31 protein-coding genes and 2 tRNA genes are annotated in these 21,148 nt (G+C 61.0%); 27 read left to right on the top strand and 6 right to left on the bottom strand.

The annotated features are described in order from the left end of the window. Positions 1 to 9 precede the first annotated feature (9 nt). A complete protein-coding gene (gene ubiA / locus ACE3PH_RS02360) occupies positions 10 to 900 on the top strand; it encodes a 4-hydroxybenzoate octaprenyltransferase (RefSeq protein ID WP_374316116.1) in 891 nt (296 codons plus the stop codon). A 9-nt stretch (positions 901 to 909) separates the two neighbouring features. On the opposite strand, the gene proC is transcribed toward ubiA, so the two are convergent. Next, positions 910 to 1,728, bottom strand: a complete 819-nt coding sequence (gene proC, locus ACE3PH_RS02365; RefSeq protein ID WP_374316118.1) for a pyrroline-5-carboxylate reductase — start codon at positions 1,726 to 1,728, stop codon at positions 910 to 912. 36 nt (positions 1,729 to 1,764) lie between these two features. Next, positions 1,765 to 2,451, bottom strand: a complete 687-nt coding sequence (locus ACE3PH_RS02370) for a YggS family pyridoxal phosphate-dependent enzyme (protein ID WP_374316120.1) — start codon at positions 2,449 to 2,451, stop codon at positions 1,765 to 1,767. Between the two features lie 35 nt (positions 2,452 to 2,486). Between ACE3PH_RS02370 and ACE3PH_RS02375 the strand changes: the two genes are divergently transcribed. The 4 genes from ACE3PH_RS02375 to ACE3PH_RS02390 all read left to right on the top strand — a co-directional run bounded on the left by ACE3PH_RS02375 (position 2,487) and on the right by ACE3PH_RS02390 (position 6,274). Further along, positions 2,487 to 3,530, top strand: coding sequence for a type IV pilus twitching motility protein PilT (locus tag ACE3PH_RS02375; protein ID WP_374316122.1), 1,044 nt, complete (start codon positions 2,487 to 2,489; stop codon positions 3,528 to 3,530). Between the two features lies 1 nt (position 3,531). After that, positions 3,532 to 4,167 (top strand): Crp/Fnr family transcriptional regulator, encoded by a 636-nt coding sequence (locus ACE3PH_RS02380; RefSeq protein ID WP_374316124.1) that lies wholly within the window; start codon positions 3,532 to 3,534, stop codon positions 4,165 to 4,167. Positions 4,168 to 4,238: 71 nt separating this feature from the next. Beyond that, positions 4,239 to 5,375 (top strand): PilT/PilU family type 4a pilus ATPase, encoded by a 1,137-nt coding sequence (locus tag ACE3PH_RS02385; RefSeq protein ID WP_374316126.1) that lies wholly within the window; start codon positions 4,239 to 4,241, stop codon positions 5,373 to 5,375. Further along, complete coding sequence (locus ACE3PH_RS02390) at positions 5,375 to 6,274, top strand: NAD(P)-dependent oxidoreductase (RefSeq protein ID WP_374316128.1); 900 nt, start codon at positions 5,375 to 5,377, stop codon at positions 6,272 to 6,274. The genes ACE3PH_RS02385 and ACE3PH_RS02390 overlap by 1 nt, the downstream gene beginning before the upstream one ends. On the opposite strand, the gene ACE3PH_RS02395 is transcribed toward ACE3PH_RS02390, so the two are convergent. Genes ACE3PH_RS02395 through ACE3PH_RS02405 form a run of 3 tightly spaced genes read right to left on the bottom strand, consistent with a single transcriptional unit; the run spans position 6,275 to position 7,896 of the window. Next, the gene (locus tag ACE3PH_RS02395) at positions 6,275 to 6,922 is read right to left on the bottom strand and encodes a BON domain-containing protein (protein WP_374316130.1); all 648 of its coding nucleotides are present in this window, start codon (positions 6,920 to 6,922) and stop codon (positions 6,275 to 6,277) included. Then, a complete protein-coding gene (locus ACE3PH_RS02400) occupies positions 6,919 to 7,488 on the bottom strand; it encodes an SIS domain-containing protein (protein WP_374316132.1) in 570 nt (189 codons plus the stop codon). The genes ACE3PH_RS02395 and ACE3PH_RS02400 overlap by 4 nt, the downstream gene beginning before the upstream one ends. 30 nt (positions 7,489 to 7,518) lie before the next feature. Then, positions 7,519 to 7,896: a YraN family protein gene (locus tag ACE3PH_RS02405; protein WP_374316134.1), complete on the bottom strand. Its 378-nt coding sequence runs from the start codon at positions 7,894 to 7,896 to the stop codon at positions 7,519 to 7,521. Between ACE3PH_RS02405 and rsmI the strand changes: the two genes are divergently transcribed. Further along, a complete protein-coding gene (gene rsmI / locus ACE3PH_RS02410) occupies positions 7,880 to 8,803 on the top strand; it encodes a 16S rRNA (cytidine(1402)-2'-O)-methyltransferase (RefSeq protein ID WP_374316136.1) in 924 nt (307 codons plus the stop codon). The two genes, ACE3PH_RS02405 and rsmI, sit on opposite strands and share 17 nt — an antisense overlap. 84 nt (positions 8,804 to 8,887) lie before the next feature. Then, positions 8,888 to 10,351: a metalloprotease TldD gene (gene tldD, locus ACE3PH_RS02415; protein ID WP_374316138.1), complete on the top strand. Its 1,464-nt coding sequence runs from the start codon at positions 8,888 to 8,890 to the stop codon at positions 10,349 to 10,351. 29 nt (positions 10,352 to 10,380) lie between these two features. Here tldD and nfsB read toward each other — a convergent pair whose 3' ends face one another. Beyond that, the gene (gene nfsB / locus ACE3PH_RS02420; protein WP_374316140.1) at positions 10,381 to 11,037 is read right to left on the bottom strand and encodes an oxygen-insensitive NAD(P)H nitroreductase; all 657 of its coding nucleotides are present in this window, start codon (positions 11,035 to 11,037) and stop codon (positions 10,381 to 10,383) included. A 325-nt stretch (positions 11,038 to 11,362) separates the two neighbouring features. Between nfsB and rplN the strand changes: the two genes are divergently transcribed. The 20 genes from rplN (at position 11,363) to ACE3PH_RS02520 (ending at position 21,098) form a co-directional block, all read left to right on the top strand. After that, positions 11,363 to 11,731, top strand: a complete 369-nt coding sequence (rplN, locus tag ACE3PH_RS02425; RefSeq protein ID WP_157269304.1) for a 50S ribosomal protein L14 — start codon at positions 11,363 to 11,365, stop codon at positions 11,729 to 11,731. 34 nt (positions 11,732 to 11,765) lie between these two features. Next, entirely contained in the window at positions 11,766 to 12,083 is a 318-nt protein-coding gene (gene rplX / locus ACE3PH_RS02430) for a 50S ribosomal protein L24 (protein WP_374316143.1), read from the top strand. Between the two features lie 8 nt (positions 12,084 to 12,091). Continuing rightward, on the top strand, positions 12,092 to 12,643 hold the full coding sequence (gene rplE / locus ACE3PH_RS02435) for a 50S ribosomal protein L5 (RefSeq protein ID WP_374316145.1): 552 nt from the start codon (positions 12,092 to 12,094) through the stop codon (positions 12,641 to 12,643). Positions 12,644 to 12,651: 8 nt separating this feature from the next. Beyond that, positions 12,652 to 12,957 (top strand): 30S ribosomal protein S14, encoded by a 306-nt coding sequence (rpsN, locus tag ACE3PH_RS02440; RefSeq protein WP_374316147.1) that lies wholly within the window; start codon positions 12,652 to 12,654, stop codon positions 12,955 to 12,957. 29 nt (positions 12,958 to 12,986) lie between these two features. After that, positions 12,987 to 13,382, top strand: a complete 396-nt coding sequence (gene rpsH, locus ACE3PH_RS02445; RefSeq protein ID WP_374316149.1) for a 30S ribosomal protein S8 — start codon at positions 12,987 to 12,989, stop codon at positions 13,380 to 13,382. Between the two features lie 19 nt (positions 13,383 to 13,401). After that, positions 13,402 to 13,935: a 50S ribosomal protein L6 gene (rplF, locus tag ACE3PH_RS02450; RefSeq protein ID WP_374316151.1), complete on the top strand. Its 534-nt coding sequence runs from the start codon at positions 13,402 to 13,404 to the stop codon at positions 13,933 to 13,935. Positions 13,936 to 13,949: 14 nt separating this feature from the next. Then, positions 13,950 to 14,315: a 50S ribosomal protein L18 gene (gene rplR / locus ACE3PH_RS02455; protein ID WP_374316153.1), complete on the top strand. Its 366-nt coding sequence runs from the start codon at positions 13,950 to 13,952 to the stop codon at positions 14,313 to 14,315. 29 nt (positions 14,316 to 14,344) lie between these two features. Further along, positions 14,345 to 14,863 carry a 30S ribosomal protein S5 gene (gene rpsE, locus ACE3PH_RS02460; RefSeq protein ID WP_374316155.1) on the top strand — a complete coding sequence of 173 codons (519 nt, stop codon included), beginning with the start codon at positions 14,345 to 14,347 and terminating at the stop codon, positions 14,861 to 14,863. A gap of 16 nt (positions 14,864 to 14,879) precedes the next feature. After that, on the top strand, positions 14,880 to 15,062 hold the full coding sequence (rpmD, locus tag ACE3PH_RS02465; protein ID WP_374316157.1) for a 50S ribosomal protein L30: 183 nt from the start codon (positions 14,880 to 14,882) through the stop codon (positions 15,060 to 15,062). A gap of 24 nt (positions 15,063 to 15,086) precedes the next feature. Then, entirely contained in the window at positions 15,087 to 15,521 is a 435-nt protein-coding gene (rplO, locus tag ACE3PH_RS02470) for a 50S ribosomal protein L15 (RefSeq protein WP_374316159.1), read from the top strand. Between the two features lie 36 nt (positions 15,522 to 15,557). Then, complete coding sequence (gene secY, locus ACE3PH_RS02475) at positions 15,558 to 16,868, top strand: preprotein translocase subunit SecY (RefSeq protein ID WP_374316161.1); 1,311 nt, start codon at positions 15,558 to 15,560, stop codon at positions 16,866 to 16,868. Between the two features lie 34 nt (positions 16,869 to 16,902). Beyond that, positions 16,903 to 17,121 carry a translation initiation factor IF-1 gene (gene infA / locus ACE3PH_RS02480; protein WP_374316163.1) on the top strand — a complete coding sequence of 73 codons (219 nt, stop codon included), beginning with the start codon at positions 16,903 to 16,905 and terminating at the stop codon, positions 17,119 to 17,121. 69 nt (positions 17,122 to 17,190) lie between these two features. After that, positions 17,191 to 17,304 carry a 50S ribosomal protein L36 gene (rpmJ, locus tag ACE3PH_RS02485; RefSeq protein WP_035036301.1) on the top strand — a complete coding sequence of 38 codons (114 nt, stop codon included), beginning with the start codon at positions 17,191 to 17,193 and terminating at the stop codon, positions 17,302 to 17,304. Positions 17,305 to 17,343: 39 nt separating this feature from the next. Continuing rightward, entirely contained in the window at positions 17,344 to 17,706 is a 363-nt protein-coding gene (gene rpsM / locus ACE3PH_RS02490; protein ID WP_374316165.1) for a 30S ribosomal protein S13, read from the top strand. 74 nt (positions 17,707 to 17,780) lie between these two features. Then, positions 17,781 to 18,185 carry a 30S ribosomal protein S11 gene (rpsK, locus tag ACE3PH_RS02495; protein WP_374316167.1) on the top strand — a complete coding sequence of 135 codons (405 nt, stop codon included), beginning with the start codon at positions 17,781 to 17,783 and terminating at the stop codon, positions 18,183 to 18,185. Between the two features lie 299 nt (positions 18,186 to 18,484). Then, the gene (gene rpsD, locus ACE3PH_RS02500; RefSeq protein ID WP_374316169.1) at positions 18,485 to 19,108 is read left to right on the top strand and encodes a 30S ribosomal protein S4; all 624 of its coding nucleotides are present in this window, start codon (positions 18,485 to 18,487) and stop codon (positions 19,106 to 19,108) included. A 144-nt stretch (positions 19,109 to 19,252) separates the two neighbouring features. Continuing rightward, the gene (locus ACE3PH_RS02505; protein WP_374316171.1) at positions 19,253 to 20,242 is read left to right on the top strand and encodes a DNA-directed RNA polymerase subunit alpha; all 990 of its coding nucleotides are present in this window, start codon (positions 19,253 to 19,255) and stop codon (positions 20,240 to 20,242) included. A gap of 97 nt (positions 20,243 to 20,339) precedes the next feature. Next, the gene (gene rplQ, locus ACE3PH_RS02510) at positions 20,340 to 20,738 is read left to right on the top strand and encodes a 50S ribosomal protein L17 (RefSeq protein ID WP_374316173.1); all 399 of its coding nucleotides are present in this window, start codon (positions 20,340 to 20,342) and stop codon (positions 20,736 to 20,738) included. 137 nt (positions 20,739 to 20,875) lie between these two features. Next, positions 20,876 to 20,952: transfer RNA gene (locus ACE3PH_RS02515), tRNA-Met, on the top strand. A gap of 69 nt (positions 20,953 to 21,021) precedes the next feature. Beyond that, positions 21,022 to 21,098 (top strand) — tRNA-Met (locus ACE3PH_RS02520). Positions 21,099 to 21,148 lie beyond the last annotated feature (50 nt).

Here is a 21,148-nt window from a genome sequence, read left to right on the forward strand (position 1 = left end):
TTCGCGATAATGTCGGCTGTGAATACCTCTGCCGCACCGACACCGTCTCGTCTGGATCTGTATCTGGATCTGATCCGCTGGAACCGCCCGCAGGGCTGGTTGCTGCTGCTGTGGCCGACCTGGTCGGCCCTTTGGTTTGCAGCCGGCGGGTTCCCGGGGTGGCACCTGCTTGTGGTGTTCACCCTGGGCACCGTCCTGATGCGCAGCGCAGGCTGCGCTGTCAACGACATCGCCGATCGCGAGTTTGACCGGCATGTTGAGCGCACCGCACAACGCCCTGTCACCAGTGGGCGGGTCTCCGTCAAGGAGGCCCTGCTGGTTGGCGCCGTGTTGGCGCTGGTCTCCTTCGGTCTGGTGCTCACCACCAACTGGCTGACCGTGCTGTGGTCGTTTGGCGCGCTGGCGGTCACCATCATCTACCCCTTCACGAAGCGCTTCTTCGCGATGCCGCAGGCGGTGCTGGGTATCGCCTTCAGCTTCGGGATTCCGATGGCCTTCACCGCCATCCAGCACCGCATTCCGGCTGTGGCCTGGTGGTTCGTGGTGGGCAACCTGCTATGGGTGCTGGCCTATGACACCGAATACGCGATGGTCGATCGCAACGACGACCTGAAGATCGGTATCCGCACGTCCGCCATCACGCTGGGGCGTTTTGATGTGCTCGGTGTGATGGGCTTTTATGCCGGCGCCCTGTTGTGTTGGGGGCTGGCAGGCTACCTGGCCGGCCGTGGGCTCTGGTATGGCTTGGGCGTGCTGGTGGGGGCGGCCCAGGCACTGTGGCATTGGCAACTCATCCACCGCCGTGAGCGGGCGGACTGCTTCAAGGCCTTTCGCCTCAACCACTGGCTGGGCCTGACGGTTTGGGTGGGGCTGCTGCTCGACGGCTGGCTGCCCCACTGAGCGTTTTGCTCAACGACCGAATTCGTCGCCCAGTTCGCGTGCGCGCTGTTGCGCGGCCTGCATGGCCTTGACAAAGGCCTGCTTCATGTCGGCGCTGTCCATGGCGGTCAGCGCTGCATAGGTGGTGCCACCCTTGGAAGTCACGCGTTCACGCAGCACGGCCGGGCTTTCGCTTGACTGGCTGGCCAGCATCGTGGCTCCGCCAAATGTCGCCAGCGCCAGGGTGCGGCCCTGTTCTTCGGTCAGCCCCATTTCCACGGCGGCAGCCATCATGGCTTCCACGAAATAGAACACATAAGCCGGGCCGGAACCTGACAGGGCGGTGACCGCATCCAGGTCCGCCTCCTGCCTGACCCACAGCCACTGCCCGGTGGGCGCCACCAGTTGCTCGATCAGTGCACGCTCTTCAGCGGAAACCTCCGGGCGGGCGAACAGACCGGTCATCCCCTGGCCAACCAGTGCAGGCGTGTTGGGCATGGCGCGCACCACGCGGGGCGTCCCCATCAGGCGGGCAATGTCATCTGTCCGCAGTCCCGCCATCACGCTGTAGTGCAGCGCGGCCGACGTGAAGGGCGCCGTGTTCGCAGCGGCCAGCTTGAATTGTTGAGGCTTGACGGCCCAGACCACGGTGGGAATGCCCTTCAGCGTGCTGTCTGGTGCTGGCGCGGTCATCACGCCCAGTGTGAGCGTCAGGTGTTCGCGTTGCGTGTCACTTGGGTCGATGACGAGGATCCGTTGGGCTGGCGTGCCTTGTCGCAGCAGCCCGCCAATGATGGCCGTGGCCATGTTGCCGCCGCCAATGAAAGCGATGTCGTAGAGCGTGTTCATGATGGGCAATGATGCCTCAGTGTGGGCCGACATGGCTCACCGGTGACCGAAAATGGCCGTCCCGATGCGGACCATGGTGGCCCCTTCCTCGACCGCAGCCTCCAGGTCGGCGCTCATGCCCATCGACAGGGTGTCGAGCGCAGGGTTGCGCGCTCGCAACGTGTCGAACAAGGCACGCACCTGCCGGAGTGCCGCGTGTTGAACGGCAGGGTCTTCACTTGGCGCCGGCAGGGCCATGACGCCTCGCAGTGTCAGGCGTGGCAGTTGCGCCACAGCGTCAGCCAGTTCGGCCGCGTGTTCGGGGGCAACGCCACTCTTGCTGTCTTCACCGCTGGTGTTGATCTGGATGCATACCTGCAGAGGGGGCAGGTTGGCCGGCCGTTGTTCGCTGAGCCGTTGCGCCACTTTGAGGCGGTCGACCGTGTGCACCCAGTCGAAATGCTCGGCCACCACCCGCGTCTTGTTGCTTTGCAGCGGCCCGATGAGGTGCCATTCGATCTGGCTGCGCAGGTCTGCCAGGGCCTGAATCTTGTCGATCGCCTCCTGCACGTAGTTTTCCCCGAAGCAGCGTTGACCTGCCTCAAAGGCTTCGCGCACTGTTACAGCTGGAAACGTTTTGCTGACAGCCAGCAGCTTCACACTGTCGGCAGCGCGGCCTGCTGTCGAACAAGCCTGAAAAATTCGGTTTTGAACGAGTTGTAGCTTGCTAGCGATCGTCGCCATAATGGTCTTCCAAGGAAATCCGGTTCACATCATCCATGGATATCACCCAACTTCTCGCGTTTTCGGTCAAGAACAAGGCATCTGACCTGCATTTGTCCGCGGGCTTGCCGCCGATGATCCGTGTGCACGGCGATGTGCGCCGCATCAACGTCGATGCGCTGGACCACAAACAGGTCCACGACATGGTGTACGACATCATGAACGACGCGCAGCGCAAGATGTACGAAGAGACGCTGGAATGCGACTTCTCGTTCGAGATCCAGGGGCTGGCGCGGTTCCGTGTGAACGCCTTCAACCAGAACCGCGGCGCAGGCGCCGTGTTCCGGACCATTCCGTCCAAGATCCTCACCCTGGAGCAGCTCAATGCGCCCAAGGTGTTTGCCGATCTGGCCTTGCGCCCACGGGGGCTGGTGCTGGTGACCGGGCCAACCGGCTCGGGTAAGTCGACCACCCTGGCCGGCATGGTCAACCACCTCAATGAAACCGAGTACGGGCACATCCTGACGGTGGAAGATCCCATCGAATTCGTGCACGAATCGAAAAAGTGCCTGATCAACCAGCGCGAAGTCGGTCCGCACACCATGAGCTTTGCCAATGCGCTGCGCTCTGCACTGCGTGAAGACCCGGACGCGATCCTGGTGGGCGAAATGCGTGACCTGGAAACCATCCGGCTGGCACTGACCGCGGCAGAAACAGGGCACTTGGTGTTCGGCACCCTGCACACGTCCAGCGCCGCCAAGACGGTGGACCGCATTGTGGACGTGTTCCCAGCTGCAGAAAAGGACATGGTTCGCGCCATGTTGTCCGAATCGCTCGTGGCCGTGATCTCCCAGACGCTGTGCAAGCTCAAGGATGGCACGGGGCGGGTTGCTGCCCACGAAATCATGATCGGTACCGCTGCCATCCGTAACCTGATCCGTGAGAACAAGATCGCGCAGATGTATTCGTCCATCCAGACGGGCAATGCCCTGGGCATGCAGACGCTGGACCAGAACCTGTCCGACCTCGTCCGTCGCAATCTGATTTCTCCGGCCGAGGCCCGTGCAAAAGCGAAGTTCCCAGAAAATTTCCCGGGCTGATATGAAGCGTCTGCTGGATCGGTTCAAGAGTGCCCTGTCGGATGCCCCCGAGGCGGACGACGAGGGCTTCTATGCCACCCAGTTCATGGAGCGGCCCGAGGCCACCCGTGCACCGTCGGCATGGGCTGCTCGCGCCCTGGTGGTGGGGGCGCATGCCCTGCCGGTGGCGACCGGAGTCGAGATGCTCATGAAGGCGTGGTCTGAAGACACCTTCATGGTGTCCCTGGTTCAGCCAGAGGACCATGTAGCGCTGCAGACTCACCTGGAGTTCGTGACCGTGCCGCCGGGGCGCGAGTTGATCGTTCAGGATGAGAAGGGTGACTACGCCCTGATCGTGCTGGAGGGGGTTGTCGCGGTAGACCGTGTTCAGCCCACAGGGGCCCGCGCACGCCTGGCTGAAGCCCGTGAGGGTGACATCCTGGGTGAGATGTCGCTGCTGGATGCGGGTGCCCGCTTCGCCTCCTGTGTCACCTTGAGTCGCTGCTCGGTGGCCGTGATCACGCGCGCTGCGCTCGATGAATTTGCCATTGAAGAGCCCAGGCTGGCGTTTGCCCTGATGGCCTCCATTGCGCGGCGCCAGAGCCTGCGCATGCGTCAGCTGAGTGCGCGACTGGGGGCCTTGCTCACCGCCGGGTGAATTTCCCCCATGAAGACGGCGAAGGCTTTACATTAGCCTTCAATCAGTATTAATTTTCAGGATTTCATCTCATGGAACGCGACCAGGCCTCGAAATTCATCAATGACCTGCTCAAGCTCATGGTGGCGCGAGGTGGGTCCGATCTGTTCCTGACAGCTGATTTTCCCCCTGCGATCAAGGTCGATGGCAAGGTCACCAAGGTGTCGCCTCAGCCCCTGACGGCCCAGCACACCCTGGCGCTGGCGCGTGCCATCATGAACGACAAGCAGGCGGCCGAGTTCGAGCGCACGAAGGAGTGCAACTTCGCCATCGCCCCCGCGGGTATCGGCCGGTTTCGGGTGAATGTGTTCGTCCAGCAAAGTTATGTCGGCATGGTGCTGCGGACCATTCCGCAACAGCTGCCTACCGTCGATGGCATGGGGCTGCCTCAGATCCTCAAGGACGTGACCATGACCAAACGCGGTCTGGTCATCCTGGTTGGGGGCACGGGCTCCGGCAAGTCGACCACCCTGGCGGCCATGATCGACCACCGCAACGAAAACTCGTTCGGGCACATCATTACCATCGAAGATCCGGTCGAATTCGTTCACCCGCACAAGAACTGCATCGTCACGCAGCGCGAAGTCGGGATCGACACCGATGGTTGGGGCATGGCCCTGAAGAACACCCTGCGTCAGGCCCCGGATGTCATCCTCATGGGTGAAATCCGTGACCGTGAAACGATGGAACACGCGGTGGCGTTTGCCGAAACCGGTCACCTTTGCATGGCCACGCTGCACGCCAACAGTGCCAACCAGGCGCTGGACCGCATCATCAACTTCTTCCCTGAAGAGCGCCGTGCGCAGTTGCTGATGGACCTGTCGCTCAACCTGCGCGGTTTGATTTCACAGCGTCTGCTGCCTCGCCAGGAAGGCAAGGGCCGCGTGGCCGCCGTTGAAATCATGCTCAATACCCCCCTGATCTCCGACCTCATCTTCAAGGGTGAAGTCGGTGAGATCAAGGAAATCATGAAGAAGTCCCGCGAGCAGGGCATGCAGACCTTCGACCAGTCGCTGTTCGACCTGTACGAAGGCAACTACATCACCTACGAAGATGCGCTGCGTAACGCAGACTCGGTCAATGACCTGCGTCTGCAGATCAAGCTCAACAGCCATCGCGCACGCAATGCCGACCTGGCGTCTGGCACCGAACACCTGAAGATCGTCTGATGATTCCCGACAAGGATTACGACCGCGGCGTACCGTCGCGGTCTGTGGCATTTCTGGGCCTGGGAACCATGGGGGCGCCCATGGCTGCACACCTGTCGCGAGGCGGGCACCAGGTCACGGTCTACAACCGCACACATGCCAAGGCGTTGGCCTGGGTGGCCGAGCATGGTGGGCAAGCGGCCGAAACCCCGGCAGCGGCTGCGGCGTCTGCCGACATCGTGTTGGCCTGCGTGGGCAACGACGATGACCTGCGTAGTGTGACTGTGGGCGAGCAGGGCGCGTTCCAGCGCATGAAGCCTGGCAGCCTGTTTGTCGACCACACCACCACATCTGCCGAGGTGGCCCGCGAACTGGCGCAGGCAGCCCAAGCCAAGGGCTTTGCCTACGTGGACGCCCCGGTATCGGGTGGCAACCTTGGCGCCCTCAACGGCGCGCTGACTGTCATGTGTGGCGGCGAGCACAGTGATGTCGAGCGCCTGCGTCCGGTGCTGTCGTGCTATGCCCGGGCGGTGACCCATCTGGGCGCAGTGGGGTCGGGGCAGCTGGCCAAGATGGTCAACCAGATCTGTGTGGCCGGGCTGGTGCAGAGCCTGGCTGAAGCCATCGCCTTCGGGCAAAAGGCGGGGCTGGACATGCATGCCGTGCTCAACGCCATCACCCAGGGGGCGGCCGGCAGTTGGCAGATGGCCAACCGGGGTCACACCATGGTCGATGACCAGTTCGACTTTGGCTTTGCCGTGGACTGGATGCGCAAGGACCTGGGCCTGTGTCTGGATGAGGCCCGGCGTGTCGGTGCCGAGTTGCCCACCACGGCCCTGATCGACCAGTTCTATGCCGATGTGCAGGGCATGGGTGGCGGGCGCTGGGACACCTCCAGCCTGATCAAACGGCTGCGCTGATCACTTGCTCGCGGCAGCAGGCGCGGGGGTTGGCAGCTTGTTGGCCAGCTCTTCTTCCGTCAGGATCTGGAAGAGCTTGACCACCTTGTGCACGCCCTTGACGCCGGCTGCCAGCTCGGCTGCCCGATTGCCTTCGCGCTCGGTCACCATGCCCAGCAGGTAGACATCGCCACGTTCGACCACCACGGAGATGGCGTTCGAGATGACGTCCTTGGCGTCCACATAGGTGGCCTTGACCTTGCCTGCGATCCACACGTCGTTCGATCGGTCGCTCAATGAGCTGTTGCCCATCACAGCCAGCTCATTCATCACGCCCTGCACGTTCTCGATGCGCGTCACAGCCTGTTCGGCGGCCTGACGGTCGGCCTCGCTGGGCACCTCACCGGTCAGCAGCACCTTGCGGTTATAGGCATTGGTGTTGATGTGACCACGGCCATTGAGCGCATCACGCAAGCGGTTGGCCGCCTTGATCTCTATGCCCTGGTCTTCCAGCTGTGTGCCGGATGTGCGGCGGTCAGTGGCCACAAAGGCGCCGCCAGCGGCAGCACCCAGGACCAGCGGGGCGCATCCCGCCAGCGCTTGCAGGGCGACCGCCAGGGCTGTCCAGCGAGCCAGTCGCGAAAGGGTCGGGGTTTGTCGAGTCGTCATGCCACTTCTCCTAACAGTTGCGTATCGACCGCCTCGCACAGCCCGTGCAGGGCCAGCCACGCGACGGACATCAATCGAGATGGCTGGGCGCCCGGAATGGGCACCCACACATCGGTGTCTCTGAGCATCGGCCCCAGTACCAGGGCGGTTTCCCCCGTGAAGGCGACGATGGTCAGATCCTGCTCGCGCGCCGCTTCGGTCGCGGCTGCCAGGCCCGGCTCGTCCCGCTCAAGCGAAAACGCCAGCCAGATGTCGCCTGGGTGACCAAGTGCGCGCACCTGCGCGACCAGATCGCTGGGGTCCTGTGCGAGCGCCAGGGCAGCCAGCGGTGGCCGGGGCCGATCCGAGGTGCCGTGCACCAGCCACTGGGCTGCCTGACGCGCCAGCCCATGGGCCTCGGCTTGCCCGGCACACAGTACCTTGCCACCCGCAGTGAGCGTGTGGGTGATGGCCTGGGCTGCATAGTGGAGTTGCGAAGCCAGCCGGTCGGCTGACTGATACAGCAGGTCTGCCGTTTCCAGAAACGGCTGTTGCAGGAAAGGCTGCTGAAGGTGTTGATCCGACATGGGGGCCGATGATAAGTCAGTTGCCGTGGCTCAGGCGGCGTCAAAGGCGGCTGGCAACCACGTCAGCAAATCGCCGTCGATGGCCACGACATCGAATCGACACGGCGGCCACGCATTTAGTTCCATCAAATAGTGTTGTGCCCCGCGAATGCACCGTTGTTGCTTGCCGCGCCCCACACTGGCGGCCGCCCCGCCATGCTGGTTGCTGCTGCGCTGGCGCACCTCCACAAACACCAGCGTGCCATCGCGGTCCCGCATGATGAGATCAACTTCTGCGCCCCGTGCAGAAGGGCCCCTGGCGACCCGATAATTGCGCTCAACCAACAACAAGCCCTGATTCTGCAAATAGAGCAGGGCGCGGTCTTCTGCCGCATCACCCCTGGACTTTGTCGTGACGTTAGATGCCAACTTGTTGCTCCAGGCCGCCTCCCATGCGGCCGCTGGACAGCAGTATCCCAAAGGTGCGCTCTATCTGGTGGCCACGCCCATCGGTAATCTGGCGGACTTGACCTTGCGTGCCATCCATGTGCTGGCGCTGTCCGACATCGTCGCCTGTGAGGACACCCGTGTCACGGCCCGACTGCTGCAGCATCTGGGGCTGGAGAAACGCTTGATGTCGGTTCATCAGCACAATGAGGCAGGATCTGCTTCGGACATCATTGACGCTTTGCAACAAGGGTTGCGGGTGGTTTACGTCAGCGACGCAGGCACCCCGGCGGTGTCCGACCCCGGCGCGCATCTGGTGGCGCAGGTGCAGGCCGTCGGCTTGCGCGCGGTCCCCATTCCCGGCGTGAGCAGTGCCACGACGGCCCTGAGCGTCAGTGGAGACACCTTGTCTGCGGCATTCCACTTTGCCGGTTTCCTGCCAGCCAAAGGGGCGCAGCGTGCGCATGCGCTGGATGCAGCGCTGGCCTGGCCAGGCAGCATCGTGTTCTTTGAAGCACCCCACCGCATTGCCGATTTGCTCAAGGACCTGCACAAAGCGCTGGCGGCGGAGCGGCGCGTCACGGTCTGCCGCGAGCTCACCAAGCAGTTTGAAGAGGTGGCAACGGTGACGGCCGGCGGTCTGAACGCATGGCTCCAGGCAGACTCGAACCGTGAACGAGGCGAATTTGTGGTGGTGGTGCATGCAGCGCCGTCCACCGACCAGGCCGCCGACCTCAGCCCGGAAGTGCAGACTTTGCTGCAAACCCTGGCCGCGCACTTGCCCATCAAACAGGCGGCCGGCCTGGTGGCCGATGTCACCCGTCTGCCCCGCAAGCAACTGTATGAACAGGCGCTGCAGTGGCGCCAGGACCAGCAGTCGGAAGACTGAACGCCGCAAGCAAGCCGCTGTGTCGGCCGAGTGCGGCAATGTCCTACTGTGCAAAAAGGTGGATCCCCCTCCTACAATCAGGACATGATTGCCCGCGAAGCCACCATCGAACGCCTCCAGACTGCCCGCGAGTTGCTGCTCGCCCCTTACGGCCTGGATGAATCCACCCTGTTGAAGGCGCTTGGCGTCATCACGGCCCACCGGGTCGATGATGCGGATCTGTACTTCCAGTACACCCGAAGCGAAGGCTGGAGCCTTGAAGAGGGCATCGTCAAGTCGGGCAGCTTCGGTATCGACCAGGGTGTCGGCGTGCGGGCGGTTGCAGGTGAGAAGACCGCTTTCGCCTACTCTGACGACATCTCCGAGGCGGCCTTGCTGGATGCCGCCCGAACCGTGCGGACCATTGCCGCAGCAGGGCAGAGCCGCCGCGTGAAGGTCGCGGCGGTGCCGTCCATTGCAGGGGGGCGCAGGCTCTATCCGGGTCTGGACCCGATCGCCACCCTGGACAGCGCGGCCAAGGTGGCCTTGCTGGAGAACGTCGAGCGCCGTGCGCGCGCCAAAGACCCGCGGGTCGTGCAGGTGATGGCCGGGCTGGGTTGTGAATACGACGTGGTGATGGTGGCGCGTGCCGACGGCACGCTCGCCGCCGATGTGCGCCCCCTGATCCGCATGTCGGTCACGGTGATTGCTGAACAGAACGGCCGTCGTGAGGTGGGCTCATCGGGTGGTGGTGGGCGGTACGGCCTGGCTTACTTCACCGACGATCTGCTCCAGCAATACGTCGACCAGGCAGTGCACGCTGCGCTGGTGAACCTGGAGGCTCGCCCCGCCCCGGCGGGAGAAATGACCGTCGTGCTGGGCAGTGGCTGGCCGGGCATCCTGCTGCACGAGGCAGTCGGCCACGGGCTGGAGGGCGATTTCAACCGCAAGGGCTCGAGCGTGTTTTCCGGTCGCGTTGGCGAGCGCGTGGCGGCCAAGGGTGTCACCGTGCTCGATGACGGCACCATTGCCGATCGCCGTGGTTCCCTCAATATCGACGACGAGGGCTGCCCCACCGAGCGCACGGTGCTGATCGAAGACGGCATCCTCAAGGGCTATATGCAGGACGCGACCAATGCCCGCCTGATGAAGACCCGCCAGACCGGCAATGGTCGACGCGAGAGCTACGCCCACGTGCCGATGCCCCGCATGACCAACACCTACATGCTGGCGGGCCAGCACGACCCGCAGGAAATCGTCGCGTCGATCGACCGGGGCCTCTATGCCGTCAACTTTGGCGGTGGCCAGGTCGACATCACCAGTGGCAAGTTCGTGTTCTCTGCGAGCGAGGCGTATTGGGTGGAAAACGGCAAGATCCAGTATCCGGTCAAGGGCGCCACCCTGATCGGCAACGGCCCGGACTCCCTGACCCGCATCAGCATGATCGGCAACGACCTGCAACTGGACTCCGGCGTGGGCACCTGCGGGAAAGAGGGCCAGAGTGTGCCGGTTGGTGTCGGCCAGCCGACGCTGCGCATCGACGGGCTGACCGTCGGCGGGACGGCCTGAGTTCGGCTCACCCGTCGAGGTCGGCGCGATCACAGTCGTGTGATCACTTGCTCCTTGGGCAGCCGGGATTTCGGCAGCTTGGCATTGAAATCCTGTTCGCTGTGGTGACCGAGCGCCACGATCACGGCACTGCACAAGCCTTGTTCGCGCAAGCCCAACTCGGCGTCCAGCACCGATTGGTCGAATCCCTCGATCGGGCAGGCATCAATTCCCATGGCTGCCGCCCCCAGCAGCAGGAAGCCCAAGGCGATATAGGCTTGCTTGTCGGTCCAGTGTTGCGCGTCACGCCGCTCGAAGCGGTGCAGGTTGACGAACATCGAGCGGCCGCGGTGTTGACCTTCCTTGGCGTCGGGTGAGGCGAACCGGCCGTCTCGCTCCTCCTGGGCAAGCACCTGCGCCAGATGCACATCGGTCATGACCGCACGAGAGCACAGCACGACCACATGCGAAGCCTGGCGGACCTTGGGTTCGTTGTAGGCGGTGGCGCCCAGTGTGGCCTTGGCGATGCGGGCCTTGCCCTCGTCGGTGCCTGCAATCACAAAGTGCCACGGCTGGGCATTGGTGGACGACGGGCTCAGTTGCAGCAGGGTTTCAATCTGGTCGATCTGTTCCGCCGTCAGCTTGCGGCTGGCGTCGAATGCTTTGGTGGTGTAGCGCCGCTTGGCGGCATCGATGATGGTGCTCATGTACTGCTCTCGTTCAGCTGGGTTGGGCGAAGTTTGGCTCCGCCAGTCGGACGGATCATGACCGATTTCCCGTGTTGTGCGCCGAGCCCACGCGCATCGCCCATGTGCTTGCAAATAATTTGCAAAGGGCGCTTGACGCGTCAGTTTGAGTTCGGGCATAATTCAATGCTTCGCTGTTGGAATGTCTGTATTCGGCCCGCCGCTCCTGGTGGGTGTTCTCGAAAGCAGGCCTTCTTTCAGATCCGCCCGTTCTACGGGCCCAAGACTGACCGTCCGTTGTTGTGCAGTGGTTTGCGCAGCCGGATGGGGCAAGTTGGGGTACACCATGATCCAAATGCAATCGCGACTTGATGTCGCTGACAACACGGGTGCTAAGAGCGTCATGTGCATCAAGGTGCTCGGTGGCTCAAAGCGTCGTTACGCCGGCATCGGCGACATCATCAAGGTCAGCATCAAAGAAGCTGCACCTCGTGGCCGCGTCAAGAAAGGCGAGGTCTACAGTGCAGTGGTGGTGCGCACCGCCAAGGGTGTTCGTCGCCAAGATGGTTCGCTCGTCAAGTTTGACGGCAACGCCGCTGTGCTGCTGAACAGCAAGCTGGAGCCTATCGGCACCCGTATCTTCGGCCCGGTGACGCGTGAACTGCGTACCGAGCGTTTCATGAAGATCGTGTCGCTGGCTCCCGAAGTTCTCTGATCCTCGGCACAACAGATCAGGCAAAGGACAGCCCATGAACAAGATTCGTAAAGGCGACCAAGTCATCGTGTTGACTGGTCGTGACAAAGGTAAGCGTGGCGTCGTGACGTCGCGCGTCGATGCTGACCATCTGGTGGTCGAAGGCGTCAACGTGGTCAAAAAGCACGTTCGCCCGAACCCCATGAAGGGTACCCAAGGCGGCATCGTGGACAAGACCATGCCCATCCATCAGTCCAACGTGGCCATCTTCAATGGCGCCACCGGCAAGGCTGATCGTGTTGGCATCAAGCTCCTGGAGGACGGCAAGAAAGTGCGCGTCTACAAGTCCAGCGGCGAAGAAATCAAGGCTTGAGGTTTACCATGACTCAACAAACTGCTCGCCTGCAAGACGTCTATCGCGAGAAGATCGTGCCGGAACTGATGGCCAAGTTTGGCTACAAGTCCGTCATGGAAGTGCCTCGCCTGACCAAGATCACCCTGAACATGGGTGTGTCTGAAGCTGTGTCCGACAAGAAGGTCATGGATCACGCTGTGGGTGATCTGACCAAGATCGCCGGCCAGAAGCCTGTGGTCACCAAGTCGCGCAAGGCTATCGCCGGTTTCAAGATCCGCGAAAACGTGCCTATCGGCTGCATGGTCACCCTGCGTGGTGTCCAGATGTTCGAATTCCTGGACCGCTTCGTCACCATCTCGCTGCCTCGCGTGCGTGACTTCCGCGGTATCTCTGGTCGTTCTTTTGACGGTCGCGGCAACTACAACGTCGGCGTCAAGGAACAGATCATCTTCCCGGAAATCGAGTACGACAAGATCGATGCCATCCGTGGTCTGAACATCAGCATCACGACGACGGCCAAGACCGACGAAGAAGCCAAGGCTCTCCTGGCTGCTTTCAAGTTCCCGTTCAAGAACTGAGGTACATCGTGGCAAAAGTCTCTCTGAAGCAACGCGAAGACAAGCGCGAAAAGCTGGTTGCCAAGTACGCCAAGAAGTACGCCGAACTGAAGGCCATCATCGATGATGCCCAGAAGTCCGACGAAGAGCGTTACCTCGCCCGTCTTGAGCTGCAAAAGCTGCCCCGCAATGCCAACCCGACCCGTCTGCGCAACCGCTGCAATCTGACAGGTCGTCCTCGTGGCACTTTCCGTCAATTCGGTCTCGGCCGCACCAAGATCCGTGAATTGGCTTTCGCTGGCGACATCCCCGGTGTCACCAAGGCTAGCTGGTAATCGGCCAGGGCACGAACAGGAGTTATTCCATGAGCATGAGTGATCCCATCGCCGACATGCTGACCCGCATCCGCAACGCGCAAATGGTCGACAAGGCCAGCGTGTCGATGCCGTCGTCTAAGCTGAAAGTCGCGATCGCCCAGGTCCTGAAGGACGAAGGCTACATCGACGGTTACGCCGTCACTGGCGAGGCTACCAAGCCTCAGCTGGAAATTGCATTGAAGTACTACGCTGGTCGCCCGGTTATCGAGCGTATCGAGCGTGTGTCCCGCCCCGGTCTGCGCATCTACAAGGGCCGTCACGATATCCCCCACGTCATGAATGGCTTGGGTGTGGCAATCGTGACCACCCCGAAGGGTGTGATGACCGACCGCAAGGCTCGCGCTGCCGGTATCGGCGGCGAAGTGCTCTGCTACGTCGCCTAATACTTGAGGAGCAATCGCAATGTCCCGCGTTGGAAAAATGCCGATCGCCGTCCCTCAAGGTGTGGACGTGCAGATCACCGCTGATCAAATCACCGTCAAGGGCACCCTGGGTTCCCTGACGCGTGCTCAGCACAAGCTGGTGACCGTCAAGAACGACGCCGGCTCGCTGAAGGTGGCCCCCGCTGACGACAGCGCCGAAGCCAATGCCATGTCTGGCACGGTTCGCGCACTGCTGGCCAACATGGTCAACGGCGTCAGCAAGGGCTTCGAAAAGAAGCTGACCCTGGTCGGCGTGGGCTTCCGGGCCCAGGCTCAAGGTCAAAAGCTGAACCTGCAAATCGGGTTCTCGCACCCCGTGGTCAAGGAAATGCCTGCCGGCATCAAGGTTGAGACCCCGTCTCAGACCGAAATCTTGATCAAGGGCGTTGATCGCCAGGTCGTTGGTCAGGTCGCCGCTGAAGTGCGTGCATACCGTTCGCCTGAGCCCTACAAGGGCAAGGGCATCCGTTATGCCGACGAGCGTGTGGTTCTCAAAGAGACCAAGAAGAAGTAAGGAGCTGATTCATCATGTTCAACAAGAAGGAACAGCGCCTGCGTCGCTCGCGTCAGACTCGTGCGCGTATCGCCCTGCAAGGCGCAGCACGTCTGACCGTGTTTCGCACCAACCTGCACATCTACGCCAGCGTGATTTCTGGCGACGGCAGCAAGGTGATCGCTTCGGCCTCGACCGTCGAGAAGGAAGTTCGCGAACAGCTGGGCGCTACTGGCAAGGGTGGCAACGTCAACGCTGCTACGCTGATCGGCAAGCGCATCGCCGAAAAGGCGAAGGCTGCTGGAGTCGAGAAGGTCGCTTTCGACCGCGCTGGCTTCCAGTACCACGGTCGCATCAAGGCTTTGGCTGACGCCGCGCGTGAAGCCGGCCTGCAGTTCTAAGCCGCGTCGGCAACCGGAAGGAATTTAAAATGGCTAAGTTTCAACCCAAGGTAGCAGACGAAGGTCGCGACGACGGTCTGCGCGAAAAGATGATCCAGGTGAACCGCGTGACCAAAGTGGTCAAGGGCGGTCGGATCATGGGTTTCGCAGCCCTGACAGTCGTTGGTGACGGCGATGGCCGCGTTGGCATGGGCAAGGGCAAGGCGCGTGAAGTGCCTCTGGCCGTGTCCAAGGCCATGGACCAAGCACGTCGCAACATGATCAAGGTCAGCCTGAAGAACGGCACCGTGCATCACACCGTGTTCGGCGAACACGGCGCAGCCCGCGTCATGCTGGCACCGGCTCCCGCTGGTACCGGTATCATCGCTGGCGGCCCGATGCGCGCTGTCTTCGAAATGATGGGCGTGACCGACATCGTGGCCAAGAGCTTCGGTTCGAGCAACCCTTACAACATGGTTCGCGCCACGTTCGATGCTCTGGCCAACTCGACCACCCCGGCCGAAGTCGCTGCCAAGCGCGGTCTGACTGTTGAAGAAATCTTCAACTGATCGCGGGAGAACTCTCATGAGCGAAAAGAAAACTATCACGGTCAAGCTGGTGCGCAGCGTCATCAGCACCCGCAAGGATCACCGTGAGACCGTTCGCGGTCTGGGTCTGCGTCGCCTCAACAGCACGGCTGTCCTGGAAGACACCCCTGCTGTGCGCGGCATGATCAACAAGGTCAGCTACCTGGTTCAGGTGATCTGAGTCACCGGAGCCTAGGGGAACACTATGGAACTCAATACCATCAAGCCCGGAGCGGGCGCCAAGCACGCCAAGCGTCGCGTCGGTCGCGGCATCGGCTCTGGTCTGGGCAAGACCGCTGGTCGTGGTCACAAGGGTCAGAAGTCGCGTTCGGGTGGCTTCCACAAGGTCGGTTTCGAAGGCGGTCAAATGCCTCTGCACCGTCGCCTGCCCAAGCGTGGCTTCAAGTCGGCTTCGCTGAAGTTCAATGCCGAGATCACCCTGGGTGACCTGCAGGCTCTGGACCTCGCTGAAGTGGACGTGCTCACGCTGAAGGAAGCTGGCCTGGTGTCGCAACTAGCTAAGGTCGTCAAGGTGATCAACACCGGCGAACTGAGCAAGAAAGTGACCCTCAAGGGTATCGGCGCAACGGCCGCTGCCAAGCAAGCCATTGAGGCTGCTGGTGGCGCCCTGGCCGAATAAGGCTTGACGATAGAACGACCCTGAACAGGACTCGGCGTGGCTACATCTCCCAATCAACTGGCTCAGAGCGGAAAATTCGGTGACCTGCGTCGCCGGCTGGTTTTCCTGCTGCTGGCGTTGGTCGTCTACCGCATCGGGGCACACATCCCCGTGCCTGGTATCGATCCGACGCAACTGCAGCAGCTCTTCAAGGGCCAGCAGGGCGGCATCCTGAGCCTGTTCAACATGTTCTCGGGTGGCGCGCTGTCTCGCTTCACCGTCTTCGCCCTGGGCATCATGCCTTACATCTCGTCGTCGATCATCATGCAGATGATGGGCTACGTGATTCCGAGCATCGAAGCCTTGAAGAAGGAAGGTGAGGCAGGTCGCCGCAAGATCACGCAGTACACCCGTTATGCGACGGTTGGTCTGGCGTTGTTCCAGTCCTTCGGTATCGCTGTGGCGCTCGAGGGCACTGCAGGCTTGGTGTTGAACCCCGGTATGGGCTTCCGTCTGACGACGGTCGTCAGCCTGACCGCGGGCACCATGTTCCTGATGTGGCTGGGCGAGCAGATCACCGAGCGTGGGCTGGGTAACGGCATCTCGATCCTGATCTTCGGCGGTATTGCGGCTGGTTTGCCGAATGCCATCGGTGGTCTCTTCGGGCTGGTGAATACCGGTGCCATGAGCATCCCGAGCGCGATCTTCATCGTGGCCCTGGTGTTCGGTGTGACCTACTTCGTGGTGTTCGTCGAGCGTGGTCAGCGCAAGATCCTGGTCAATTACGCCAAGCGTCAGGTTGGTAACCGTGTCTACGGCGGGCAGTCGTCTCACCTGCCTCTGAAGATCAATATGGCTGGTGTGATCCCGCCGATCTTCGCGTCGTCGATCATTCTGCTGCCGACCACGGCGGTGGGCTGGTTTGCCACGGGTGACAGCATGCGTTGGCTGAAGGACATGGCGTCGCTGCTCTCGCCTGGTCAGCCGATCTATGTGATTCTGTATTCTGTTGCGATCATCTTCTTCTGTTTCTTCTACACCGCACTGGTGTTCAACAGCCGCGAAACGGCTGACAACCTGAAGAAGAGTGGCGCATTTGTACCCGGCATCCGTCCTGGTGATCAAACTGCCCGATATTTGGATAAAATCTTGGGCCGCCTGACGCTGGTTGGTGCTGTGTACATCACTGCGGTGTGCCTGTTGCCCGAGTTCCTCGTGCTCAAGTACAACGTGCCGTTCTATTTCGGTGGGACTTCCCTGCTCATCATCGTGGTTGTCACGATGGACTTCTGGGCCCAGGTGCAGTCCTACGTGATGTCTCAGCAGTACGAATCTCTGCTGAAGAAGGCGAATTTTAAATCGAGCTGAGCGCGGAGCCCGGTGGCACCGCAAGCGTGAAGATATGGCGAAAGACGACGTCATTCAAATGCAAGGTGAAATTCTGGAAAACCTTCCGAATGCAACCTTCCGCGTCAAGCTTGAGAACGGACATGTCGTTCTCGGACACATCTCCGGGAAGATGCGTATGCACTACATCCGCATCCTGCCTGGGGACAAAGTGACCGTAGAAATGACTCCGTATGATTTGAGTCGTGCTCGCATCGTGTTCCGGGCGAAGTGAGCTTAAGTTTGGTGACCCCGGAAACGTGGGCGAATTTCCGTTGAGTTGTCAACGGTTCAGGAGAAGACCATGAAAGTCTCGGCATCCGTCAAGAAGATGTGCCGTAATTGCAAAATCATCCGCCGCAAGGGCGTGGTTCGTGTCATCTGCACCGACCCCCGCCACAAGCAGCGCCAAGGTTAATCCTGGGCTGGCGACGACACACGCGTTCAGAGGACAGTTATGGCACGTATTGCTGGCATCAATATTCCGCCGCATAAGCACACCGAAATCGGTCTGACTTATATCTACGGCATTGGTCGCACCACCGCGCAGAAGATCTGCTCTGTGGCTGGCATCCCCTTCGACAAGAAGGTGAAAGACCTGACCGACGGCGACTTGGAAAAGATTCGTGAGGAAGTGGGCAAGCTCACCATTGAAGGTGACCTGCGCCGCGAACTCTCGATGAACATCAAGCGACTGATGGATCTGGGCTGCTACCGCGGCTTCCGCCATCGTCGTGGTCTGCCGATGCGCGGTCAGCGCACCCGTACGAATGCGCGTACCCGCAAGGGCCCGCGCAAGGCCATCGCTGGCAAGAAGTAATTCGGGCGCCCGTCGTCATCAACGATAGATAGTGAGCTAAGCCCGTACTGGACTAGCTGCGAGAGAAGGTAAACATGGCTAAAGCACCTGCCAACAGCGCTGCACGACGTGTGAGCAAGAAGGTCCGCAAGAACATTGCGGACGGCATTGCTCACGTGCACGCTTCGTTCAACAACACCATCATCACGATCACCGATCGCCAAGGCAACTCGTTGGCTTGGGCTTCGAGCGGTGGCCAAGGTTTCAAGGGCTCGCGTAAGTCCACCCCGTTCGCCGCTCAGGTGGCTGCGGAAGTGGCTGGTCGCGCTGCTCAGGAACAAGGCATCAAGAACCTCGACGTCGAAATCAAGGGTCCTGGTCCTGGCCGTGAATCGTCGGTGCGCGCCCTGGCTGCCCTGGGTATCCGCATCAACACCATTTCGGACGTCACCCCCGTTCCTCACAACGGCTGCCGTCCTCAGAAGCGTCGTCGCATCTGAGGGTGGTTTGTTTCGGGGTCTGCTTTCGGGCAGCCTCCGAGACCACGCACAGGCGTTGAGCTTGTGTGTCAGTGCGGCTTCAGGCAGTAGTCTGAATGCTGTGCTAGAATTCAAAGTTCCCTGCGCTTGCAGCTAGCCCTGTCGGCCTTCTGATCACGTGCGTGATTGGAGGGCCTTTGGTGTCTGTTGCGGCGTTTTTGAAGCCCACCGTCTGGACGCCATACGAACAACATGCGCCAGACTCGCGTCTGAAGTGACCTCCAGGTTGCTCGGGCGTCAGATTGATCAAGGATATACACGTGGCACGTTACCTCGGACCCAAGGCCAAGCTGGCCCGCCGTGAAGGCACCGACCTGTTCCTGAAGAGCGCTCGTCGTTCCATCAGCGACAAGGCCAAGTTTGATTCGAAGCCTGGCCAACACGGCCGCACCTCCGGCTCGCGCACCTCCGACTACGGTCTGCAACTGCGTGAAAAGCAGAAGGTCAAGCGCATGTACGGCGTGCTGGAAAAGCAATTCCGTCGCTACTTCGAAGAAGCCGAACGCCGCAAGGGCAACACCGGTGCCAACCTGCTGTCGCTGCTCGAGTCGCGCCTCGACAACGTCGTCTATCGCATGGGCTTTGCCTCGACCCGCGCCGAAGCTCGTCAGCTGGTGTCGCACAAGGGTGTGGTGGTCAACGGTGGCGTTGTGAACATTCCTTCCTTCAGCGTGAAGGTGAATGACGTGGTGGCCGTGCGTGAAAAGGCCAAGAAGCAAGTGCGCGTGCAGGAAGCTTACAAGCTGGCCGAGTCGATCGGCATGCCTGCATGGGTTCAGGTGGACGGCGCCAAGCTCGAAGGCGTGTTCAAGAAGTCGCCTGACCGCGACGAATTCGGCTCCGACATCAACGAATCGCTGATCGTCGAACTGTATTCTCGTTAATTGATGCTCAGGCTGCGCCTCGTGACGGTATGTCGCGATGCGTGGCCTTTGTGCGTTCTGATTTCGGAAACCGAAGCATGGTGCTTCGGTTGGTCCAGCAGCCTTATCGGTGTAACGAGCCGAGGGTATTGACAGGAAGACCTCATGCAAACCAATTTGCTGAAACCCAAAGCCATCCAAGTGGAGCCGCTCGGCGGTCACCGCGCGAAGGTCACGCTCGAGCCGTTCGAACGTGGCTACGGTCACACGCTCGGCAATGCTCTGCGCCGCGTGCTGCTGTCCTCGATGGTGGGTTTTGCACCGACGGAAGTCACCATTGCCGGCGTGCTCCACGAGTACTCGTCGATCGATGGCGTGCAGGAAGATGTCGTGCACATCATGCTGAACCTCAAGGGCGTGGTGTTCCGTCTGCACAACCGTGATGAAGTGACCCTGGTCCTGCGCAAGGACGGCGAAGGTCCTGTGACGGCTGCCGATATTCAGACGCCGCATGACGTCGAAATCGTCAACCCGGGTCACGTGATCGCCAACCTGTCGCAAGGCGGCAAGCTCGACATGCAGATCAAGGTGGAAAAGGGCCGTGGCTATGTGCCGGGCAACATCCGCCGCTACGGTGAAGAGAGCACCAAGGCCATCGGCCGCATCGTGCTGGATGCCTCGTTCTCGCCGCTGCGTCGCGTGAGCTACACCGTCGAAAGCGCCCGTGTGGAGCAGCGTACCGATCTGGACAAGCTGGTCATGGAAATCGAAACCAACGGCGCCATCTCGCCCGAGGAAGCGATCCGTGCTTCGGCCAAGATCCTGGTTGAACAGCTGGCTGTGTTCGCTCAGCTGGAAGGCAGCGAACTAGGCGGCATCATGGAATCGCCGTCGAAGTCTGCTCAGAACTTCGATCCGATCCTGCTGCGTCCGGTCGACGAGCTCGAACTGACCGTGCGTTCGGCCAACTGCCTGAAGGCAGAAAACATCTATTACATCGGCGACCTGATTCAGCGTACCGAGACCGAGCTGCTCAAGACTCCGAACCTGGGTCGCAAGTCGCTCAACGAAATCAAGGAAGTCCTGGCCTCCCGTGGCCTGGCCCTGGGTTCGCGTCTCGAGAGCTGGCCTCCCCAAGGTCTCGACAAGCGTTGATTTTTTGAAAATGGGTGACCCGTCTACAGGCGGGTTCCCGGTGCACCCGGCGGTACCTTGAAACGGCCGCCGGCAAACATAAGGAAAGGAAAGCACCATGCGTCACGGAAACGGCCTCCGTAAACTGAACCGTACTTCGTCTCACCGCGCAGCCATGTTCCGCAACATGGCCAACTCGCTGATCGAGCACGAAGCCATCAAGACCACCGTGCCCAAGGCCAAGGAACTGCGTCGCATCGTCGAGCCGCTGATCACCCTGGCCAAGAAGGACACCCTGGCCAACAAGCGTCTGGCTTTCGACCGTCTGCGTAACCGCGACAACGTCGTGAAGCTGTTTGCCGTGCTGGCTCCTCGCTACCAGGCTCGTCCTGGCGGCTACACCCGTATCCTGAAGATGGGCTTCCGTGTTGGCGACAACGCACCGATGGCCTTCATGGAACTGGTGGACCGTCCTGAAGTGACCGAGGCTCCTGCTGCTGACCAAGCTGCTGCTTGATCTGCCTGTAGGTAGACCCGGAGGAAGAAGCCAGCGCAAGCTGGCTTTTTTCATGGCCGCCCCGATCTTGGTTCAGTGAAATCTTTGTTGGATATACTGCACTATTGTCGGAAACGTGCTATGATCTATGTCTCTGTCGCGGGGTGGAGCAGTCTGGTAGCTCGTTGGGCTCATAACCCAAAGGTCGTAGGTTCAAATCCTGCCCCCGCAACCAAGTATGTCGCAGTTGGCTTAAGGCTCGGCTGCAGGGTCAAGCGTCAAATCTGACCCCCAAAAAAATTGGCGCGGGATGGAGCAGTCTGGTAGCTCGTCGGGCTCATAACCCGAAGGTCGTTGGTTCAAATCCGGCTCCCGCAACCACTTATAAAAAAGGCCACTCGAAACCGAGTGGCCTTTTTCATTTTGGCATC

Origin of the sequence: Aquabacterium sp., assembly GCF_041909175.1 — a bacterium.
In the GTDB taxonomy this organism is placed as follows: Bacteria; Pseudomonadota; Gammaproteobacteria; order Burkholderiales; family Burkholderiaceae_C; genus Aquabacterium.